At 69.7% G+C, this 18,646-nt stretch carries 18 protein-coding genes; 4 read left to right on the top strand and 14 right to left on the bottom strand.

Translation table 11 applies throughout. The features are described 5' to 3' along the window. Positions 1 to 117 precede the first annotated feature (117 nt). The gene (locus RHCRD62_RS04435; protein ID WP_050063508.1) at positions 118 to 510 is read left to right on the top strand and encodes a VOC family protein; all 393 of its coding nucleotides are present in this window, start codon (positions 118 to 120) and stop codon (positions 508 to 510) included. On the opposite strand, the gene RHCRD62_RS04430 is transcribed toward RHCRD62_RS04435, so the two are convergent. The 4 genes from RHCRD62_RS04430 to RHCRD62_RS04415 form a co-directional block, all read right to left on the bottom strand. Then, positions 477 to 1,175: a helix-turn-helix domain-containing protein gene (locus RHCRD62_RS04430; protein WP_050063507.1), complete on the bottom strand. Its 699-nt coding sequence runs from the start codon at positions 1,173 to 1,175 to the stop codon at positions 477 to 479. The two genes, RHCRD62_RS04435 and RHCRD62_RS04430, sit on opposite strands and share 34 nt — an antisense overlap. Before the next feature lie 10 nt (positions 1,176 to 1,185). Continuing rightward, positions 1,186 to 4,167: a type I DNA topoisomerase gene (topA, locus tag RHCRD62_RS04425; protein WP_050063506.1), complete on the bottom strand. Its 2,982-nt coding sequence runs from the start codon at positions 4,165 to 4,167 to the stop codon at positions 1,186 to 1,188. 102 nt (positions 4,168 to 4,269) lie between these two features. Then, positions 4,270 to 4,854, bottom strand: coding sequence for a hypothetical protein (locus tag RHCRD62_RS04420; RefSeq protein ID WP_050063505.1), 585 nt, complete (start codon positions 4,852 to 4,854; stop codon positions 4,270 to 4,272). A gap of 153 nt (positions 4,855 to 5,007) precedes the next feature. Continuing rightward, positions 5,008 to 5,211, bottom strand: a complete 204-nt coding sequence (locus RHCRD62_RS04415; protein ID WP_005515803.1) for a cold-shock protein — start codon at positions 5,209 to 5,211, stop codon at positions 5,008 to 5,010. A gap of 371 nt (positions 5,212 to 5,582) precedes the next feature. Between RHCRD62_RS04415 and RHCRD62_RS04410 the strand changes: the two genes are divergently transcribed. After that, positions 5,583 to 7,895 carry a DEAD/DEAH box helicase gene (locus RHCRD62_RS04410; protein WP_050063504.1) on the top strand — a complete coding sequence of 771 codons (2,313 nt, stop codon included), beginning with the start codon at positions 5,583 to 5,585 and terminating at the stop codon, positions 7,893 to 7,895. Positions 7,896 to 7,974: 79 nt separating this feature from the next. Here the strand turns inward: RHCRD62_RS04410 and RHCRD62_RS04405 are convergent, their stop codons facing one another. The 8 genes from RHCRD62_RS04405 to ssd form a co-directional block, all read right to left on the bottom strand. Then, a complete protein-coding gene (locus RHCRD62_RS04405) occupies positions 7,975 to 10,431 on the bottom strand; it encodes a lysylphosphatidylglycerol synthase transmembrane domain-containing protein (RefSeq protein WP_050063503.1) in 2,457 nt (818 codons plus the stop codon). Between the two features lie 167 nt (positions 10,432 to 10,598). Next, positions 10,599 to 10,940, bottom strand: a complete 342-nt coding sequence (locus tag RHCRD62_RS04400) for an Rv3654c family TadE-like protein (RefSeq protein ID WP_050063502.1) — start codon at positions 10,938 to 10,940, stop codon at positions 10,599 to 10,601. Further along, the gene (locus RHCRD62_RS04395; protein ID WP_084734095.1) at positions 10,937 to 11,317 is read right to left on the bottom strand and encodes a TadE family type IV pilus minor pilin; all 381 of its coding nucleotides are present in this window, start codon (positions 11,315 to 11,317) and stop codon (positions 10,937 to 10,939) included. Before RHCRD62_RS04395 ends, RHCRD62_RS04400 begins: the two co-directional genes overlap by 4 nt. Then, positions 11,314 to 11,526 carry a DUF4244 domain-containing protein gene (locus RHCRD62_RS04390; RefSeq protein WP_050063501.1) on the bottom strand — a complete coding sequence of 71 codons (213 nt, stop codon included), beginning with the start codon at positions 11,524 to 11,526 and terminating at the stop codon, positions 11,314 to 11,316. Before RHCRD62_RS04390 ends, RHCRD62_RS04395 begins: the two co-directional genes overlap by 4 nt. Positions 11,527 to 11,580: 54 nt before the next feature. Further along, positions 11,581 to 12,156 carry a type II secretion system F family protein gene (locus RHCRD62_RS04385; RefSeq protein ID WP_050063500.1) on the bottom strand — a complete coding sequence of 192 codons (576 nt, stop codon included), beginning with the start codon at positions 12,154 to 12,156 and terminating at the stop codon, positions 11,581 to 11,583. Then, the gene (locus RHCRD62_RS04380; RefSeq protein ID WP_050063499.1) at positions 12,153 to 12,962 is read right to left on the bottom strand and encodes a type II secretion system F family protein; all 810 of its coding nucleotides are present in this window, start codon (positions 12,960 to 12,962) and stop codon (positions 12,153 to 12,155) included. Before RHCRD62_RS04380 ends, RHCRD62_RS04385 begins: the two co-directional genes overlap by 4 nt. After that, positions 12,959 to 14,128: a TadA family conjugal transfer-associated ATPase gene (locus RHCRD62_RS04375; protein WP_050063498.1), complete on the bottom strand. Its 1,170-nt coding sequence runs from the start codon at positions 14,126 to 14,128 to the stop codon at positions 12,959 to 12,961. Before RHCRD62_RS04375 ends, RHCRD62_RS04380 begins: the two co-directional genes overlap by 4 nt. Next, entirely contained in the window at positions 14,125 to 15,204 is a 1,080-nt protein-coding gene (gene ssd / locus RHCRD62_RS04370) for a septum site-determining protein Ssd (RefSeq protein ID WP_050063497.1), read from the bottom strand. The genes RHCRD62_RS04375 and ssd overlap by 4 nt, the downstream gene beginning before the upstream one ends. Before the next feature lie 349 nt (positions 15,205 to 15,553). Between ssd and RHCRD62_RS04365 the strand changes: the two genes are divergently transcribed. Further along, entirely contained in the window at positions 15,554 to 16,372 is an 819-nt protein-coding gene (locus RHCRD62_RS04365; protein ID WP_050063496.1) for an HAD family hydrolase, read from the top strand. 448 nt (positions 16,373 to 16,820) lie between these two features. Here the strand turns inward: RHCRD62_RS04365 and RHCRD62_RS04360 are convergent, their stop codons facing one another. Continuing rightward, positions 16,821 to 17,570, bottom strand: a complete 750-nt coding sequence (locus tag RHCRD62_RS04360) for a Fic family protein (RefSeq protein ID WP_050063671.1) — start codon at positions 17,568 to 17,570, stop codon at positions 16,821 to 16,823. 45 nt (positions 17,571 to 17,615) lie between these two features. Further along, the gene (locus RHCRD62_RS04355) at positions 17,616 to 18,056 is read right to left on the bottom strand and encodes a VOC family protein (protein ID WP_050063670.1); all 441 of its coding nucleotides are present in this window, start codon (positions 18,054 to 18,056) and stop codon (positions 17,616 to 17,618) included. 200 nt (positions 18,057 to 18,256) lie between these two features. On the opposite strand from RHCRD62_RS04355, the gene RHCRD62_RS04350 reads away from it, so the two are divergent. Next, positions 18,257 to 18,646: acetyl-coenzyme A synthetase N-terminal domain-containing protein (locus RHCRD62_RS04350; RefSeq protein ID WP_301280711.1), on the top strand; the 390-nt coding region annotated here is incomplete at its 3' end.

The raw sequence follows: 18,646 nt of genomic DNA, 5'->3' as shown, positions 1-18,646 counted from the left end.
CCTGCTCGCCCACCGGCCACTCCCGTCGCGACATCCTCCCGCCCGATTGGGGGGATGACGGGCTGCGGTGTCCGAAACGTTCAAGACGCCACGGTGCCCGGCGCCTACCGTCGAGGCATGACCCCGACTTTCTCCGTGATCGGCCTCGTCTCCGCCGACCTCGCCCGTACCTTCGCCTTCTACCGCCGCCTCGGCCTCGACATCCCGGAGGAGGCGGCGGCGCAGCCGCACGTCGAGGTCACCCTGCCCGGCGGTCTGCGACTCGCGTTCGACACGGTCGCCACGATCCGCTCGTTCGACCCCGACTTCGTCCACACCACCGGCGGTGGCCCGTCACTGGCCTTCGACTGCGGCACGCCGGACGGCGTCGACTCGACGTATGCGGACCTGCTCACCGTCGGTGGCACCTCGACGCTCGCGCCCTTCGACGCGTTCTGGGGTCAGCGGTACGCGACGCTGACCGACCCGGACGGCAATCACGTCGACCTGTTCGCCGCACTGCCCGGCTGAGACAGGAGTTCCGACAGCGACTCACCAGCGAGCGCGCGCACTTCACGCGCCAGGTGCGACTGGTCGGCATACCCAGCGTCGGCTGCGACGCGCGCGAACCCGACGCCTGCGCGGGCCGCCGACAGTGCGCGGTCGAAACGCAGTACCCGGTCGAGCATCTTGGGGCCGTAGCCGAAGGCGACCAACGACTTCCGGTGCAGCTTCCGGACACTCCAGCCGAGTGCGGACGCGACTTCGGCGACGGACACGCCCGCCGCCAACCGGGCCGCGATCGTCGCCTCGACCGGCGGGTCCGCCGCACCGAGCCTGCGTCGGACCTCGCCGGCGAGGGCATCGAGCGGGTCGCGTTCCGCCGCATCCGACAGCCGACGGACGGCGGCGTCCGACCAGAGTTGGTTCAATTCGACTCTGGTGTCGCGTAATTCGTCGGCCGCGACCCCGAGAACCGTCGGGCCGAGCCCGGGAGCGAACCGCAATCCGATCGCACGCGGGCCCGCCGCCGTGGTGCGATGGGCCCGGGTGTCGGGTCCCGCCACCAGGATGCCGCCCTCGTGCCAGATCAGGTCCATGCAGCCGTCCGGCAGCACGAACGCCCCGCCCGAACCGAGCGCGTCCACCGACCAGGCAACCGTGCCCGGCAACGCGATCGGCAGTTCCCGGTACACGGCGACCGCGTCAGTCCTCGGTGCCGGATGCCTTCTTGGCGGGCGCCTTCTTCGCCGGAGCCTTCTTCGCCGGAGCCTTCTTCGCCGGAGCCTTCTTGGCTGCCGCCTTCTTCGCCGGAGCCTTCTTGGCGGGCGCCTTCTTGGCCGCGGCCTTCTTCTTCACCGGGCCACGAGCACGCCTGTCCGCCAGCAGTTCCGATGCACGCTCGTCGGTGATCGTCTCGACCTCGTCACCCTTGCGCAGGCTGGCGTTGGTCTCGCCGTCGGTGACGTACGGCCCGAAGCGTCCGTCCTTGATGACCATCGGCTTGTCGGTCGCCGAGTCGTTGCCGAGTTCGCGCAGCGGCGGTGTTGCGGCACCCTGACGTCCACGACGCTTGGGCTCGGCGTAGATCTTCAGCGCCTCCTCGAGGGTGACGGTGAACATCTGCTCCTCGTTCGCGAGCGAGCGAGAGTCGGTGCCCTTCTTCAGATACGGGCCGTAGCGACCGTTCTGCGCGGTGATCTCTTCCTTCGACTCGGGGTCGATGCCGACCACACGCGGCAGTGACAGCAACCGCAGCGCGTCCTCGAGCGTCACCGTCGCAACGTCCATCGACTTGAGGAGCGACCCGGTGCGCGGCTTGGGTCCTGCGACCTTCTTCGCGGCCTTCTTGACCGCCTTCTTGGCGGGCGCCTTGGTCGCGACGGCGGCGGCACCGTCGACCGACGCATCGGCGACCGGCACGGGGACGATGTCGGGTTCCGGGGTCGGTTCGGGCTCGGGCAGGATTTCGGTGACGTACGGCCCGAATCGTCCTTCCTTCGCGACGATTTCGTGTCCGGTCAGCGGATCGACACCGAGACGACGGCCGTCCTGCGGGGTCGCGAACAGCTTCTCCGCGTACTCCGGGGTGAGCTCGTCGGGCGGCAGATCGTCGGGCAGGTTCGCCCGCTGCGAGATCGGATCGCCGTCGGGGTCATCAGGATTGACGACCATCCGCTCCAGGTACGGACCGAACCGGCCGACCCGGACGTGCACCTCGCGGCCCTCGGCGTCGTCGAACAACCGGATCGAGTTCACCTCGCGGGCGTCGATGCCCTCGAGGTTCTCCCCGACCATCTTCTTCAGGCCACCGGCGCGGGCGACGGATCCCTCCGGACCCTCCTGGCCTCCGAAGTAGAAGCCGGACAACCAGTTCCCGCGCTGCTCACGCCCCCCGGCGATCTCGTCGAGGTCGTCCTCCATCGCAGCGGTGAAGTCGAAGTCGACGAGCCGGCCGAAGTGCGCTTCCAGCAGGCCGATGACGGCGAACGCCACCCACGACGGCACGAGCGCGCTACCTCGCTTGTAGACGTAACCGCGGTCGAGAATGGTCTTGATGATCGACGCGTAGGTCGAGGGCCGGCCGATGCCGAGTTCCTCGAGCGTCTTGATGAGGCTCGCTTCGGTGAATCGGGCGGGCGGATTCGTCGTGTGACCGTCCGGATCGAGCTTGGTTGCCGTGACACCCTGTCCCGCAACGAGAACCGGCAGGCGCGACTCGGCATCGTCGGACTGGCCTCCCGCTTCCTCGTCGACCGACTCGACATAGGCCTTGAGGAAGCCGGGGAACGTGATGGTGCGGCCGGACGCCGAGAAGGTCGCTTCCTGCCCGGACCGAGCGGTCCCGGTGATGCGCAGCGTCAGCGTCGTACCGCGGGCGTCCTGCATCTGCGATGCGACGGTGCGCTGCCAGATGAGCTCGTACAACTTGAACTCGTCGGTGCCGAGCTGGCTGTGCAACTGGCCCGGCGTCGCGAAGACGTCGCCGGCGGGACGGATCGCCTCGTGCGCTTCCTGCGCGTTCTTCACCTTGCGGGTGTACTGGCGCGGCGAGGGGCTCACGTACTCGGCGCCGTACAGCTCGGTGGCCTGCGCGCGGGCCGCATTGATCGCCGACTCCGACAGCGTCGTCGAGTCGGTACGCATGTAGGTGATGTGGCCGTTCTCGTACAGCCGCTGCGCGGTGCGCATCGTCCGCTCGGACGAGAACCGCAGCTTACGCGCGGCCTCCTGCTGCAACGTCGACGTCATGAACGGCGCGTACGGCTTGCGGGTGTACGGCTTGTCCTCCGCGGACGCGACCGTGAGGTCGACTCCGTGCAACGCCTCCGCGAGGGTGCGCGCCGCCGCCTCGTTCAGGACGGTCACTCCGCCGGACGCGGTCCCGTTGCTCGCAGCCTTCAGCGCACCGTCGGCGCCGAAGTCGCGGCCCGTCGCCACCCGGTTGCCGTCGACGGCGACCAGGCGGGCGCCGAACGTGCGCGGGCTGGCCTGCGCACCGGCGTCGAGGGTGGCGGAGATGTCCCAGTACTCGGCGGAACGGAACGCCATCCGCTCACGCTCACGCTGGACGATGACGCGGGTCGCCACCGACTGGACGCGGCCCGCCGACAGCTTCGGCATGACCTTCTTCCACAGGACCGGGCTGACCTCGTAGCCGTAGAGACGATCGAGGATGCGGCGGGTCTCCTGCGCGTCGACGAGGTCCTGATCCAGATCGCGGGTGTCCTCGGCGGCGGCCAGGATCGCGGGCTTGGTGATCTCGTGGAAGACCATCCGGCGGACCGGGATCTTCGGCTTCAGGGTTTCGAGGAGGTGCCAGGCGATGGCCTCGCCCTCGCGGTCGGGGTCGGTGGCGAGGAACAGTTCGTCCGCGTCCTTGAGCAGGCTCTTGAGCTCGGTGACCTTCGACTTCTTGTCGGGGCTGACCACGTAGAGGGGCTCGAAGTCGTGGTCGACGTTCACGCCGAGACGTGCCCACGACTCGCCCTTGTATTTGGCGGGGACGTCCGCGGCGCCGCGCGGCAGGTCACGGATGTGCCCGACCGAGGCCTCCACGACATAGTCCTTGCCCAGGTACGGGGCGATTTTGCGGGCCTTGGTCGGCGACTCGACGATCACGAGCCGACGCGTCCGGCCGGCAGCAGTGGTGGTGTCCCCTGCTGTGTCTTTGTCCCGAGTTGCCACGTCTCTGCCTGCACCTTTCTCGCCCAATGTTCGGCGATCACCCGGCTACCAGAGTGACACACCGCGGAACAATCCTTGCAGATCAGTTCCGTGTCGACCGTTTTACACCCGCGGCCACGCGGCCACCGCCTCCGCCCCTGGAGGCGGTTCACCGATGTTCTCGACCAGTCTCAGCAGGCGACGGTGCCCGACGATCCGCAGTCCCGGGCCGGTGCCGCGGGTACCGAACAGGGTCGGAGCGACACCTGCCCGCATCAGCGACTGCGCGAGGACGGGATGGGTGTCGGGCGCATGCGGGTCGAGGCCGAGCACGAACCTGCTGCCGTCGTTGTCTGCGCGCCCGGCGGCCAACGCCCAGGCCCGCAATGCGCGAGGTCCGGGTACCCATCCGCTCGGAACCGATTTCACGGCGCCTCTCGTCCAGCGCGCGGCGAGGACCGCCAGCTCCGGCACCGACGCCGTGCGGACGAGCGGGCTGCCCTCGTCGGATCGCGTGAGTTCGGCGACGAGTCCCGCGTCCTCGATCATCTCGGCGATCGCGTCGGCTCGCCACTGCGCGTCGACGACCACCGACACCCGGGCACGGTCGGCGGTGGCCACGATCTGACCCGGCCCGGCGAGCAGACCGTCGAGGTCCGCAATCTCCGGTGGGACGGTGTCCGCAGAGAAGAAGGACAGCTGGTTCACCTTCAGGACAGTAACCCCGGTCGTGGGGTTCTTCAGCGGATGCAGGTGCGACCTACCGCGCGAACATGTCCCGAATTGCTCCGGACACGACTCGTCCCCCGCTACCGCATGGCGGCGGGGGACGAGGGATTCGAACCTGTTGCGGTACTCGAATCAGATGGCGCGAACGCCGGTCGCCTGGGGACCCTTGGTGCCCTGGCCGACCTCGAACTCGACGCGCTGGTTCTCCTCGAGGGTGCGGAAGCCGCTACCCTGGATCTCGGAGTAGTGGACGAAAACGTCAGCGGATCCGTCTTCGGGGGCGATGAAGCCGAATCCCTTTTCCGCGTTGAACCACTTCACAGTGCCCTGTGCCATGCTGTTCCTTCTCTTTCTAACACCGGATGCGGCGGGCGGCGCTCACAGCCCACCGGGCCGGTTCCGACCGCTGTACCGCTGATTCCCCCTCAGGAAAGCATCGCGCACCGCGCTCGCAACATCGTCCTGCGAGCGCGTACACGAACACAGAAGCTGCGACCGGGAGTTAGTCAACCACGCTTCGTGCGAGTGCAACAGCCTAAAACCACAATGAAATGATCTTGTTGCATTGTACTCGCGGGTAACCCCAGTTCAGGACCCCCCAGGTCCGCGCTCCGGGGCCCACACTGACACGCCCAGGCGCCACCAGTAGCATCAAAAACCCAGGTCGACCGCACGACCCGGCCGATACAGAACGCGGAGAACAGCGAGTGGACGAGAGTTACGGACGTCAACTCCTGAATCGAGTCCTTGCGGGCACCCCGAACCACGAAGAGCCCGTCACCCACATCGCGGAACTGCCTGCCCGCGCGTCGAGTTACGGCAAATGGCCGGCCTGGGCCCACCCAGAAGTGGTCGCCGCACTCCGCGACTCCGGCATCCCCCTTCCGTGGACCCACCAGGAACACGCCGCAACACTCGCCGCGGGCGGCACCAACGTCGTCGTCGCCACCGGCACCGCATCCGGAAAATCCCTGGCCTACCAGCTACCGGTGCTGACGTCGCTTGCGGAGGATCCGCGAGCGACGGCGCTGTACCTGGCCCCGACGAAAGCCCTCGGCGCCGACCAGATCCGCGCCGCCGTAACGCTGTGCGATGGCGTCGACGAGCTCGTCGACGCCTATCCGAGCGCCTTCGACGGGGACACCCCAACCGAGGTCAGACAGTGGGTGCGCGCCAACTCACGGTGGGTGTTCACCAACCCCGACATGCTGCACGTCGGCATGCTGCGATCACACCAACGCTGGGCGCACTTCTTCCGACACCTGCGCTATGTCGTCGTCGACGAATGCCACTCGTACCGTGGAGTTTTCGGCTCCAATGTCGCACTGGTCCTGCGCCGCCTCCGCCGCATCGCCCACCGGTACGCCGCCGACCCGGTGTTCGTCCTTGCCAGCGCCACCACCTCCGACCCCGGAGCCGCGGCCACCCGATTGGTCGGTGCTCCCTGCGCCGAGGTCGTCCACGACGGATCCCCGCACGGGCCTCGCACGGTCGCGCTGTGGGAACCCCCACTGCTCACCGACGTCACCGGCGAGAACGGCGCACCGGTGCGGCGCGCGGCGGGCAGCGAGTCCGCCCGGATCATGGCCGACCTCGTCGTCGAGGGCGCTCGGACCCTCACGTTCGTCCGCTCACGGCGAGGCGCGGAACTGACTGCGATGGGCGCCAAAAAGATTCTCGCGGAAGTCGATCCGGATCTCGTCGATCGTGTCGCCGCCTACCGCGCAGGCTATCTCGCCGAGGACCGTCGCGACCTCGAGGCGGCCCTGGCCGACGGCACCCTGCTCGGGGCGGCGACCACCAATGCCCTCGAACTGGGCGTCGACATCGCCGGACTCGACGCCGTGGTGGTCGCCGGGTTCCCCGGAACCGTCGCGTCCTTCTGGCAGCAGGCGGGACGCGCCGGGCGACGCGGCGAAGGCTCCCTCGTCGTGCTGGTCGCCCGCGACGACCCCCTCGACACCTACCTCGTCCACCATCCGGCGGCCCTGCTGGACAAGCCCGTCGAGGCCACCGTCACCGACCCGACCAACCCGTACGTCCTCGGCCCGCAACTACTGTGCGCCGCAATGGAACTGCCCCTCACCGACACCGAGGTCGCCGAGTACGACGCCGTCGACCTGCTCACCGACCTCGCCGCACAGGGCCTGATCCGGCGTCGCGCACACGGATGGTTCGTCACCGCCGACTCCAACCCGCACGCCTTCGTCGACATCCGCGGCGGAATCGGCGTCCAGGTCGCGATCGTCGACGCCGACTCCGGCCGCCTGCTCGGCACCGTCGACGGTGGCCGCGCCCCGGCAACCACCCATCCCGGGGCCGTCTACCTGCATCAGGGCGAGACATTCGTCGTCGACACGCTCGACCTCGAGGAGGGGTTGGCCCTCGTCCACCCCGAAACCCCCGAGTGGACGACCTCCGCTCGCGAGACCACCGACATCACCATCACCCGCGTCGTCGAACACGCGGATCACGGCGCCGTCGCCGTCGCGCTCGTCGAGGTCGAGGTCACCCATCAGGTGGTCGGCTACCTCCGACGACTCCCGTCCGGCGAGGTCCTCGACTCCGTCGAACTGGACATGCCCGAGCAGACCCTGCCGACGCGAGCCGTGATGTACACGGCAACAACGGAACTACTCGAAGCAGCCGGGATTCCCGCCGACCGGCTCCCCGGAGCACTCCACGCTGCCGAGCACGCCGCGATCGGACTGCTCCCCCTCGTCGCGACGTGCGATCGCGGCGACATCGGCGGGGTGTCCACAGCGTTGCACGCCGACACCGGCCTGCCGACGGTCTTCGTCTACGACGGGCATCCGGGCGGCGCCGGATTCGCCGACCGCGGACACGCCCAACTGCGTCCGTGGCTGACCGCGACCCGCGACGCCATCGACGCCTGCGAATGCGTCGCCGGTTGCCCGTCGTGTGTGCAATCCCCGAAGTGCGGCAACGGCAACAACCCTCTCGACAAGGCCGGAGCGGTACGCCTCCTCACCGCCGTCCTCGGCGCCCTGTCCCGCTGACCTTTCCGCCGCGTGTTCCCTGATGTCACATCGGCTCACTTGGCGACCCCCAATGTGACATCAGGGAACGCGGGCGGGGTCAGACCAAGTCGTTGCGCTGCAGCCAGCGCAGGGTCGGCCACCCGATGAACACGGGCAGCCAGCAGGTCAGCACCCGGTACAGCAGCACCGACGGGACCGCGACCGAGGCGGGAACGCCGAAGGCTGCGAGGCCACCGATCAGTGCCGCCTCGACGGCGCCGACACCGCCGGGTGTCGGCGCGGCGGAGGCGAGCGTTCCACCGACCATCGTCACGATGGTGACGGTCACGAAGGCGACGTCCCCGCCGAATGCCTCGACAGACGCCCACAGTGCCAGTGCCGCTCCGACGGTGGTCATGGCGCAGCCGCCGACGATGATGAGGAAGCGTCCGGGGTCGCGGGCGAGGTCGACGAGTTCGGTCGTCAGGTCGGCGATCTGGGGCCGCAGGTCCTCGCGCAGCCAGCGTCGCAGCTTCGGCACCACCATGAACGCGCCGACGGCGCCCAGCAGGATTCCGACGATGAGGTAGATGACGGTCGCGCTGGGGATGAAGTGGGACAGGTCGGCGTTCTTGCCCGCGACGACACTGAACACGATCAGCAGGCCGAGGTGCGTGACGACCTGCACCGTCTGCTGCAGTGCGACGGCCGCGGTCGCGCGCACCCCGCCGAGCCCGTTGTGTTGGAGGAATCGCGCGCTCAACGCGAGGCCGCCCACGCCTGCGGGCGTCGTCGTGGCGGCGAACGTGTTGGCGAACTGCATGATCGTCAGGTGCCGGAAGTTCACTGATTCCGTCGCGCACGCCCACAGGGCGGCGGCGGCCCCGATGTACGTCAGGCCGGACACCGCGAGACCGAGCAGCACCCACCACCAGATCACGGATCCCATCTCCGTCAGGAAAGTCGGGACCTGACTGACGAAGGGGTAAGCGACGTAGACGAGTCCGATGAGCAGGACCAGCTGGATGAGCTGGTTGCGAGAGAACCGGGTGACCTGTTGATCGCGAATGACGTCGGTGTCGGTGCGGGCCCGGACTTCTGCTCTGGTGGCGGCCATCAACTGCCCCGGGTCGCGTACGGCCCGCCGGATCCTGCTCGGGGTGGCGGTGCGCGTCAGTCGCCCCGACGCCGACACGACGCGGTCGGCTCCCATCGCGTCGATCGCCGCCGACACCGCGCGCTCCACGCCGTACATGTCGGCGGTGACGAGGAGCAGTTGCGCGACGTCGGACAGGAGCAGGGAGTCGGATGCGCCGACCTCCGTCCGCGCGTATCCGTCGAAGTGGGCCGCGCCGTCACTGATGCGGATGTTCTCGGGGCGCAGGTCGCCGTGGGACATCTGGTGCGCGTGCAGCCGCCGCAGTCCGTCCCACGCGATGTCGAGGTGGGCGGGATCGTGCCGGTCCAGGGGTGCGCCGCGCGAGGTGGTGTGGGCGTACATCATCCAGCCGCGGTCGAGAACGGCGACGGCGACCGGGACGTTCGCGGCGAGCCCCAACGACCCGAAGGCCGTCGACATCAGGGCCCGGTGTTCGACGGAACGACGCAGTGACGCGAACGGGGGCAGCGTCTCGGTGCTCCTGAAGGTGAGCCACCGGCCCGCTTGCCGCACCACGCCCTCGCTGCGCTGATGCTGCCCGAAGAGGTCGAGGACGAGGGTCGTCTCCTCCGGCTCGCCGTCTCCCGGCGGCGTCCGATCCCCGACCGGTTCGACGGGCGGAAAGGGTCCGTGTCCGACGTCGAGGCCGGGTTCGAGTTTGCAGCGCGCCGCGAGGACGAGCGGTCCCGGTCCGGCCGGGCTCAGGACGGTGAGTGCCTGCACGCCGCGTCCACGTCTGCCGAGGACGCGCAACGCCAGATCGACGGGCACCTCGAGCGCGGGCGTACCGACGAAGAGGACGACGAGTGCGCCGACGAACCATCCGACGGTCAGTCCGAGCAGCGCGCGGGCCGGGACGACCGCGCTGACGAACAGATGGATGGGGATGAATGCGAGGAGCAGCGCCCACCACAGGCGGCGCCACCGGCGCGGCAGCCACGGCCCGCACACCGTCAGCACGGCGGCGAGCATCGCGATCCACCGCGAGTCGTCCAGGAACTGGGACAGGAACGTCGCACGATTCTCGCGCAGGTCGAGGTTCCACTGCGGGGCCGCGATCCCGTCACCGGTGATCGAGAGTGCGATGCCCGCGAGTACCGCGGCCGCCGCGTAGCCGGCGAGAAGCTTCCACCGTCGCCCGAACACGATGCCGACGAGGATCGCGAACGGCAGGGCCAGGATCGCCACCCCGTACAGGGTGTAGACGCGGTTGGACAGTTCGGGTGACGCGACCCCGATGAGGTCGGAGATCGAGTTCTCCAGCGACTCCCAGCGGCCCTTGGTGTAGTAGGACACGAGCACCACGGCCACCACCGCGAGCCCGGACACTGCAACCCGGATCTGGTCACTGGTCCGGCGGCGCAGCGGCTGCAGCAAGCTCCCGTGTACCGGGATTTCCCGGCCGTCGACCTTCATTCGGCGGTGCCTGGTACCGACCTGCGGCGCCCGAGTGGAACGGCATCTTCCGGGAGCGGGCGCGGAGCGGGTCGGTGGACTGTCACATCCGGCATCCTGCCATTTTGCTTCCGCGGCGCCGCGCCGGTGTTGCGCGCGTGTTGCGCGAGGGACTGCTGGTACAGCCGTCAGGTCTCGCCCGCGGGCCCCGCACGCGCCGCGGCCGTCGCCACACCCGATCCGAGTCCCACCGGGACGGTCACCGTCACCACGACATCCCAGCCGTCGATCCGGCAGCCGCGCACGGCGGCTCGGACGCGTCCGGCGACCTCGCCCGCAGCGGAACAGGCCCGTTCCGCGCCGCGCACCGATTCCGCAGCCGCAGCCAGCGCCGCCAGGTCGGCAGCCGACTGGGCGCGGTGGCGCGCGACCACCCCGGAACCGACGTGAGCCAGGGCCACGGTCACCGCGACCAACGCCAGGATCGCGAAGCACGCCGTCACGCTCGCCGACCCTCGGTCGTCCCTCATCGCGGTGCCGGCCCGGCGCTCGGTTCGGTCGCTTGCTCCTCCATGGCGGCCACCGCCTCCGCCGACACGTCGAGTCCGGGCAGCAGTGCGGCGTCGACCGAGACCCGGGCGACCGCGTGACCGTTCTCCTGTCGGACCTCGATCCGGGCACCGGACGGCGCCACCCGCCGCGCCGTGGACAGCGCCTCGTCGGCGTCGCCCCGCGCGACCAGCCGCGCCGCCTCGCGAGCAGCGTCGACGCACCGGACCTGGGCCGTCACGGCGACGATGCCCGCAATGCACAGCGCCACCACGACGACGATCGCCGCCAACGCGATCGCCGCCTCGACGGTGACCGCACCCCGGTCGTCGCGGACCGGGGCACGGACCGCCCTCAGACCGCGGTGTCCAGTGCCTTGTCGATGATCTCGGTGAGCCCCGACACGATGGAATCGCCTGTCACGACCGAGTACAAGACCGCGCCGAACGCCGCGGCGGCAATCGTGCCGATCGCATATTCCGCGGTGGACATGCCGTCGTCCGCCGTCGCCGCGATGAGCAGCCGGGCCCGGATCGTCCAGACCACACGCAGTGCGCTGTTCCTCATCTTGTTCCCCCTTGTTTCGCGTCACGGCCGATCCGTGACCACGTGCATGTGGTGTCACAGCACTCCCTCCCCGAGAACGTGCGCGGCGAGCCCGATGACGACCGGCGCGATGCCGAGGCACAGAAATGCGGGCAGGAAGCACAGTCCGAGCGGCCCGCTGATGAGCACCCCGGCTCGTTCCGCGGCGGCCGCCGCGGAATCCTCGACGGCCGCGCGCTGCTGCGCGGCGAGTTCCGTGACGGCATCGGCCAATGCGCTGCCCGATCGGGCGGAGCGGCGCGCAAGGCGTGCGAGGGCCTCCGTCTCGACGTGCGCGCCCGCGTACTGCCACGCGGCGTCGGATTCGCCGCCGAGAGAGAGCAGGTTCGCGGCACGCCTCAGCGCTTCACCGAGCGGTTCGGGGGCCTGTTCGGCGACCGCGGTCGCGGCGGACGCGACCGGCATCCCGGCTCGTAGGCACGCGGCGAGCAGGTCGTAGGAGCCTGCGAGTGCCAGCGGATCCGACGGGGACGTCGTCGGCTTCGAGTCGCCTGCGTCGGCTGCGGGGCCGCGCAACCGCGCGTGGGCGGCGCCGGCGCCCGGCGCGACGACGAGCGCGACACCGAGAACGAGCAGCGCCGCGGCGCTCACGCCGTCACCGCCCGGGTCATCCGGTCTGCCCAAGCCAGCCCGCTACAGGCGAGGGCGGTCCCGACGACGAGCAGGACACCGCCGATCCCTCCCGACAGCAGGACGCCGACCGGGTCTGCGCCCATCATCTGACCGAGCGCGATGCCCAGGACCGGCAGGCAGGCGAGCACGGCGGCGGTGGAGCGTGCACCCGCCAGTCCCGACTCGACACGTGAGCGAAACCTTCTTCTTCCCAACAGATCCGCTCGAGCAGCATCGAGAAGTTCGGCGAGTGGGATGCCGTGTCGTTCGGCGATCCGCCAGGCCACGGCGATACGCCCGAGGTCCGAGGCGACGCCGGAGGCGTCGTTGTCTCCGCGCTGCGCCCCGGTGAGCAGCCCGGCTGCCGCGCTGCCGCCGAGCCGCGCGGTCGCCGCCGCGGATCGGAATGCCTCGGCAGGCCGGCCCGTGGACTCGGCCGCTGCAGCGAGGCAAGCGGATTCGGGGTGCGCACCCACCCGAAGATCCGCGACCGCGACGTCGAGGCCCGCGAGCAGTGCCCGGACCTCCCTGTCCCGACGGCGGTCCTGATGTGCGCGGCGCATCCGGTGGGCCACGGTGCCGCCGACCGTCGCCGCCGCGATGCCGACGGTCGGTGCCGTCAGAACGGCACCCGCGACGACGGCCACCACCGCCGCGACACCGACCCCGGGCCGGGTGATACCGGGCCGACGTCCACCGGACGTCGGCGGTGTCAGCCTGCGACGGGCCACGGACGTCGGTGCACACAGCACCGCGAGCGCGGCGACGAGTAACGCGGCCGTCATCGGTTCGCCCGTTCCAGGAGTGCGCGGAGGCGGTCCGCGCCGGGTCCCCACCCGTCACGCCATGCAGGCACGACGACGACCTCGTCACCGGAAGGGCGCTCGAGCACCGCGATCTCGGCGAGTGTGCGCCTGCCGCCCGCGTCCCGTCGGCAGTGCAGCACGACCTGGACTGCGGCGGCGAGCTGACTGTGCAGCGCCGCCCGGTCCATTCCACCCAGTGCGGCAAGCGCTTCCAGCCGGGCGGGCACCTCCTCCGGCGAGTTCGCGTGTACCGTGCCCGCACCTCCGTCGTGCCCTGTGTTCAACGCGGTCAGCAGGTCGACGACCTCGGCGCCGCGAACCTCGCCGACCACGATCCGGTCGGGACGCATCCGCAGGGCCTGCCGAACCAGGTGCCGTACCGAAACCTCGCCCACTCCTTCGACATTCGCGGGACGCGCGACGAGGCGCACCACATGCGGATGGCTCGGCGCCAGCTCTGCCGCGTCCTCGACGCAGACGATCCGCTCCCGCGACGACACTATGCCCAGCAACGCGGCGAGCAGTGTCGTCTTGCCCGCGCCGGTACCTCCTACGACGAGAAAGGCCAGACGTGACGTGATGATTCGCTGCAGCAGCTCGTAGGCCTCGTCGCTCAGGGTTCCCGAACGGTGCAAAGCGTCCAGCCCCTGCGTGGCCGGACGCAGTACGCGAAGCGACAGGCAGGTGCCCGCCTGCGCGACCGGGGACAGCACTGCGTGCAGTCGGACTCCGAAGTTCGCGCCGGGCGTTCCGGGAAGCCGGCCGTCGACCCACGGTTGCGCATCGTCGAGCCTGCGTCCGGCGGCCAGGGCGAGCCTCTGAGCGAGTCGGCGCACTGCCGCTTCGTCGGCGAAGTCGACATCGGCACGCTCGAGTCCGTGACCGCGATCGACCCACACCTCGTCGGGCGCCGTCACCAAGACATCGGAGACGTCCGGTTGGGTCAGGAGCGATTCGAGCACTCCCGCACCGGTCAACTCCGTCTGCAGGGTGCGCAGCGCGTCGAGCAGGTCGGTGTCGCCGAGCACCCCTGACGATTCCGCACGGATGGCCGCGGCAACAGTGGCGGCGGTCGGTGTGTCGGACGTCAGCGCCAGTCGGGTCCGCACCCGGTCGAGCAACGCGGCCGACACGAGCCCGCTCATGCCGCACCTCCGGCGAGGATGTCGAGCACGGCGCCGGCCGCGCGGCGCAGTGGCGACCGTCTGGCCAGCCGCAGCCCACCGCGCTCGAGAGCGGTCGCCAGGCCCGGTTCGGGCCGCATCGTTGCCAGGACCGGCAGGCCAAGCAGGTCGGCCACCTCGCCACTGCGCAACCCACCCGGAGACGGACCACGCACCACCACAACGACATTCGGATGGTCTGGCGCGATTCCCGCGATCAGGGATCCGGCGGCCGCCACGGCGCGAACCTGCGCCCGCACCACCACAACGACGACGTCGGCGAGTCCGAGTGCGACATCAGCGACGGAGCGGGACTGTCTCGGGACGTCGCACACCACGATGTCACCCGCGGCACGGCCTGCCTCGACGACCGCGGTCAGCGCGGCTTCTCCCGGTTCGACCGGTCCGGACCCGCGCCCGCACGAGAGAACCGAAACGCTGCCCCCGACCCCGGGGAGCGCCGCGTGCAGCGCGGAGGCCGACACCGCGCCCGCCTCGACGATCAGCGACGGCCACCGGAGTCCGGGGCGGTGTTCGACCCCGAGCAGCAGATCGAGTCCTCCCCCTGTCGAGTCGCAGTCGACGAGCAGCGCCCGGCGGCCGGGGAATCGCGTCTCGGCGGTCAGTGCGAGCGCTGCGGCCAGAGTGGACGCACCCGCGCCGCCGCGGCCTCCCACCACGGCGACTACGGGGCCGCTACCGCTTGCGGCCTCGACGCGGCGGGCGAGTGCGACGACGAGGTCCGGTTCACCGAGGGGAAGGACCAGGACGGATTCGGCGCCTACTGCCGCTGCGGTCTGCCACTCGGCGAGCCCCGCCACGCCCCCGGACACCAGGTGTATCCCGGCGCGTCTCGGCAGGTCGGCGTCCCGGCAGGCCCGGGCCGCCGCGGTATCCAGCACGACGTGCGGAGCGCGGGCCCACACGCGTCGGGGTACGGGTACCGGAAGCTCCTGGACGTCGCGGTCCGCGGCGGCGCAGGCGCGTCGGATTCCGGCGGCGAGTTCCTCGTCGGAGGTGATCGCCAGCACGGGCGACCCGGCGTTCGTGGTGTCCATGAATCGAGCGTGCGGCCGCAGCGACGCCGTCACCAGGGGGTGTGAGGCGATTGTGGATAACTTCGCGGGCTGTGGACAAACCGTCCGGGCACGGCCCGAGGACAGGAATCACGGTGGGGGCACTGCCCCGATTTCGGGGGAGAGAACAGAGAAGACCCCCGCCAGGGGGGGGAGGAGGCGGGGGTCTTCGGTGTTCAGTCCCGGGGGGTCGGACTGAACACACCTAGATCAAGTCCAGGTGTCGTTGATACTACACCTGGGCGACCGAGAATCTGCAAGTTCATCTGGTCACATGTCCATTTCCGGTCGCCGCCCCACTCCGGGACCGCGTCCCGCCTATCCTGAAGCGGTGACGGCGAACGCGCACGACAGGCTCGGTGAACAACGGGTCGCGGCCTTCTTCGACCTCGACAAGACGGTCATCGCTCGATCGAGCACGCTCGCCTTCAGCAAGCCGTTCTTCGACCAGGGGCTGATCAACCGACGTTCCGTGCTCAAGAGCAGCTACGCCCAATTCCTCTTCCTCGTCTCCGGCGCGGACCACGACCAGACCGAGCGGATGCGCGTCCACCTGACGAACATGTGCGCCGGCTGGGACGTCGACCAGGTCCGCGCGATCGTGGCCGAGACCCTCCACGACGTCGTCGAACCGTTGGTGTTCGCGGAAGCCGCCGACCTCATCGCCGACCACAAGGCGCGCGGACACGACGTGATCGTGGTGTCCGCGTCCGGCGACGAAGTGGTCACGCCGATCGCTGCGATGCTCGGCGCCGACCATTCGGCGGCCAGCAGGATGGACGTCGAGGATGGCCGCTTCACCGGCGAACTCGAGTTCTACTGCCACGGCGAAGGCAAGGCGGACGTCATCCGCGAACTCGCCGCCGAGTACGGCTACGACCTGGACCGGTCGTACGCCTACTCGGATTCGTCGACCGACCTTCCGATGCTGAAAGCCGTCGGCCACCCGACTGCAGTGAACCCCGATCGCCCACTGCGACGTACTGCGTCCGAAAACGGTTGGCCCGTACTGACTTTCTCCAACCCGGTTCCGATCAGGTCCCGAATTCCGACACCCGACACCACGTCGACCGTCGCTACGGCGGCAATGGTGCTGGCCACGATGACCGCAGGCGCGCTCGTGTACGCGGCGCTCCGTAAGCGTCGCTGACGGGCCCGGAAAACTCGAGTCGATCCAGCGCGTTTAACCCTTGAAGTGGACGGAGCCAACGGGTACAAAGGAGTTACGGACGAACGGCAGGCCAGGATCGACTCGGAAGAGAAGGGGCGGTCTCCCAGTCGTAAAGTCCCAGCACGGACACCAGGCACCCACGCGGAGCGCAAGCCACTATAAGGGCAGAGTCATTGTGGGCCTGCGTGACTCGGGTACACGTTGGCGAGAACCTTGCACATGTTGCAGAGGCGAACCGACGGTTCCCGCGCCTACGCCGAGGCCGGAACACAGGCCACTTTTGCACGCATGGTAACCAGGTAGTCCGTGCTAGCGGGCGGCGAAGTCGACGGAGGTCGGCAGCGTCGCCCGTTTCACGTGAATCGCGAACCACCCAACAGCGCAGTACGATTCGCAGTTCACATCCACACGGCCAGACGGGTCCAGATCAGGGAGCCGCCGACTCCGCAATCGAAAGCGCTTCCCTGGCACCGGCTTCGAGGGCTCCGCAGCACAGCACCACCCAGCTACCAACCCCGTGAGCCGTGCCCGCGGCGAACCCGACCGCCGCGTCCAGATAGGCCTGCCGACGACGCAGCCAGCTGACTTCGGGCACGCCCAGATTGTGCGGGTCGAGTCCCGTCGAAACGGCCACCAACCGCGACGCCGCGCGCGCAACGACACCGTCGGCCGTCCCGAACGGCTTCAGCGCCATCAATTCGCCGTGCACCACTGCCGCCAGAATCGGGGCGGGGGCCTTCGTCCCCCCTGTCACGAGCTGGGCGAGCAGATCCAGCCGCTCCGCCACCCCCGGGTCCGTTCGAGGGCGCCCGAGATCCGACTCGTCCTCGACGAGTCCCGCCGCCGCCAGCACGTGCAGCTTCGCCAAGGCCTGGAGCGGCGCCCGTTGCCAGGTGGAGACCGTGATCGTCAACGCGTCACCGTCGAGTGCCTGCGCGACCCGCAACGCCCCGGTCAGTACCGGATCCCCCGCAACACCGGCGGCGGGCAGTTCGGTGCTGCCACCGTCGATCGATGCGGACGCCCGCGCCGCACGCACAGAGGCCTCCGCCGCGGTCGTCGGCCATCCCCGTCGATTGGTCTTGTGCCGATGCACCTCGCCGAGCGCGTCGCGCGCACGATCGGACGCCTCGCGCACACCGGGCAACTCCACCAGGGCCTGGAGCGGATCATTCACATCGGTCGACGCTACCCGTGCGACCGGTACCACATGCAGTAGGGCCTACCCCTCGAACACGACCGTTCCATCGGCACGAACCACGAGTCCGGGGTTGTGGACAACTTCCCAGCGAAAGCCGTCGGGGTCGAGGAAGTACCCGCTGTAGCCACCCCAGGATCTGCGCGCCCCCGCCACGAGCACCGTACCGCCTGCCCGCACCGCGTCGGCGAGAACGGCGTCCACCTCGGCCTCGTCCGCGACGTTGTGTCCGAGCGTGACGGCCGCCCGACCCTGCTCGCCGTCGGGCCGCGCGGTCGCGCCTGCCTCGGAGGTCATCGCGTCGACGGACCACAGCGCGAGCAGGACTCCGCCGCCGATCTGAAGGAACAGCACCTCCCCCGGCACGTGCAGCGTCGCGGTCCATCCGAGGCCGTCGACGTAGAAGCGGTGCGATCGCCCGACGTCTGCCACGCCGAGGGTGACGACATTCACGTGCTGACGCATGCCTCCACCCAACCACACCTGCGCCGCCACCCCGCCGGACCATTCGTCGCGTGGCGCCACCATCGGTCGCGCCGAAACGACCGGCCATCGCAGGAACGCCGTTGCAGCGGGATGCAACGATGCGTCCGGGATGCCATGTGACTACCCTCACAACTGCGCCGACAACCGCATCACGACACCGAAACGAGGGTACGGGCGACATGACCAGCACCGCCGACACCAACGCCACCGAGCACGGATCCGAGATCTACCCGCCGAGCCCGGGGTTCGCCGCGCAGGCGAATGCGGGGCCGGAGTTGCAGGCAGCTGCCGATGCGGACCGCCTCGCATTCTGGGACACCCAGGCCAAGCGCCTGGACTGGGCCACCCCGTGGACGCAGGTACTCGACTGGTCCGACGCCCCGGTCGCGAAATGGTTCGTCGGCGGGTCGCTGAACGTCGCCTACAACTGCGTCGACCGGCACGTCGAGGCAGGCAACGGTGACCGCGTCGCCATTCACTTCGAGGGCGAGCCCGGCGACTCCCGGTCGCTGACCTACAACGACCTCCTCGCCGAGGTCTCGAAGGCCGCGAACGCGTTCACCGAACTG

The sequence above is a fragment of the Rhodococcus sp. RD6.2 genome (assembly GCF_001040705.1).
In the GTDB taxonomy this organism is placed as follows: Bacteria; Actinomycetota; Actinomycetes; order Mycobacteriales; family Mycobacteriaceae; genus Rhodococcus_G.
The sequence above is the reverse complement of the archived record's forward strand: the minus strand, read 5'-3'. Positions and strand labels throughout refer to the sequence as shown.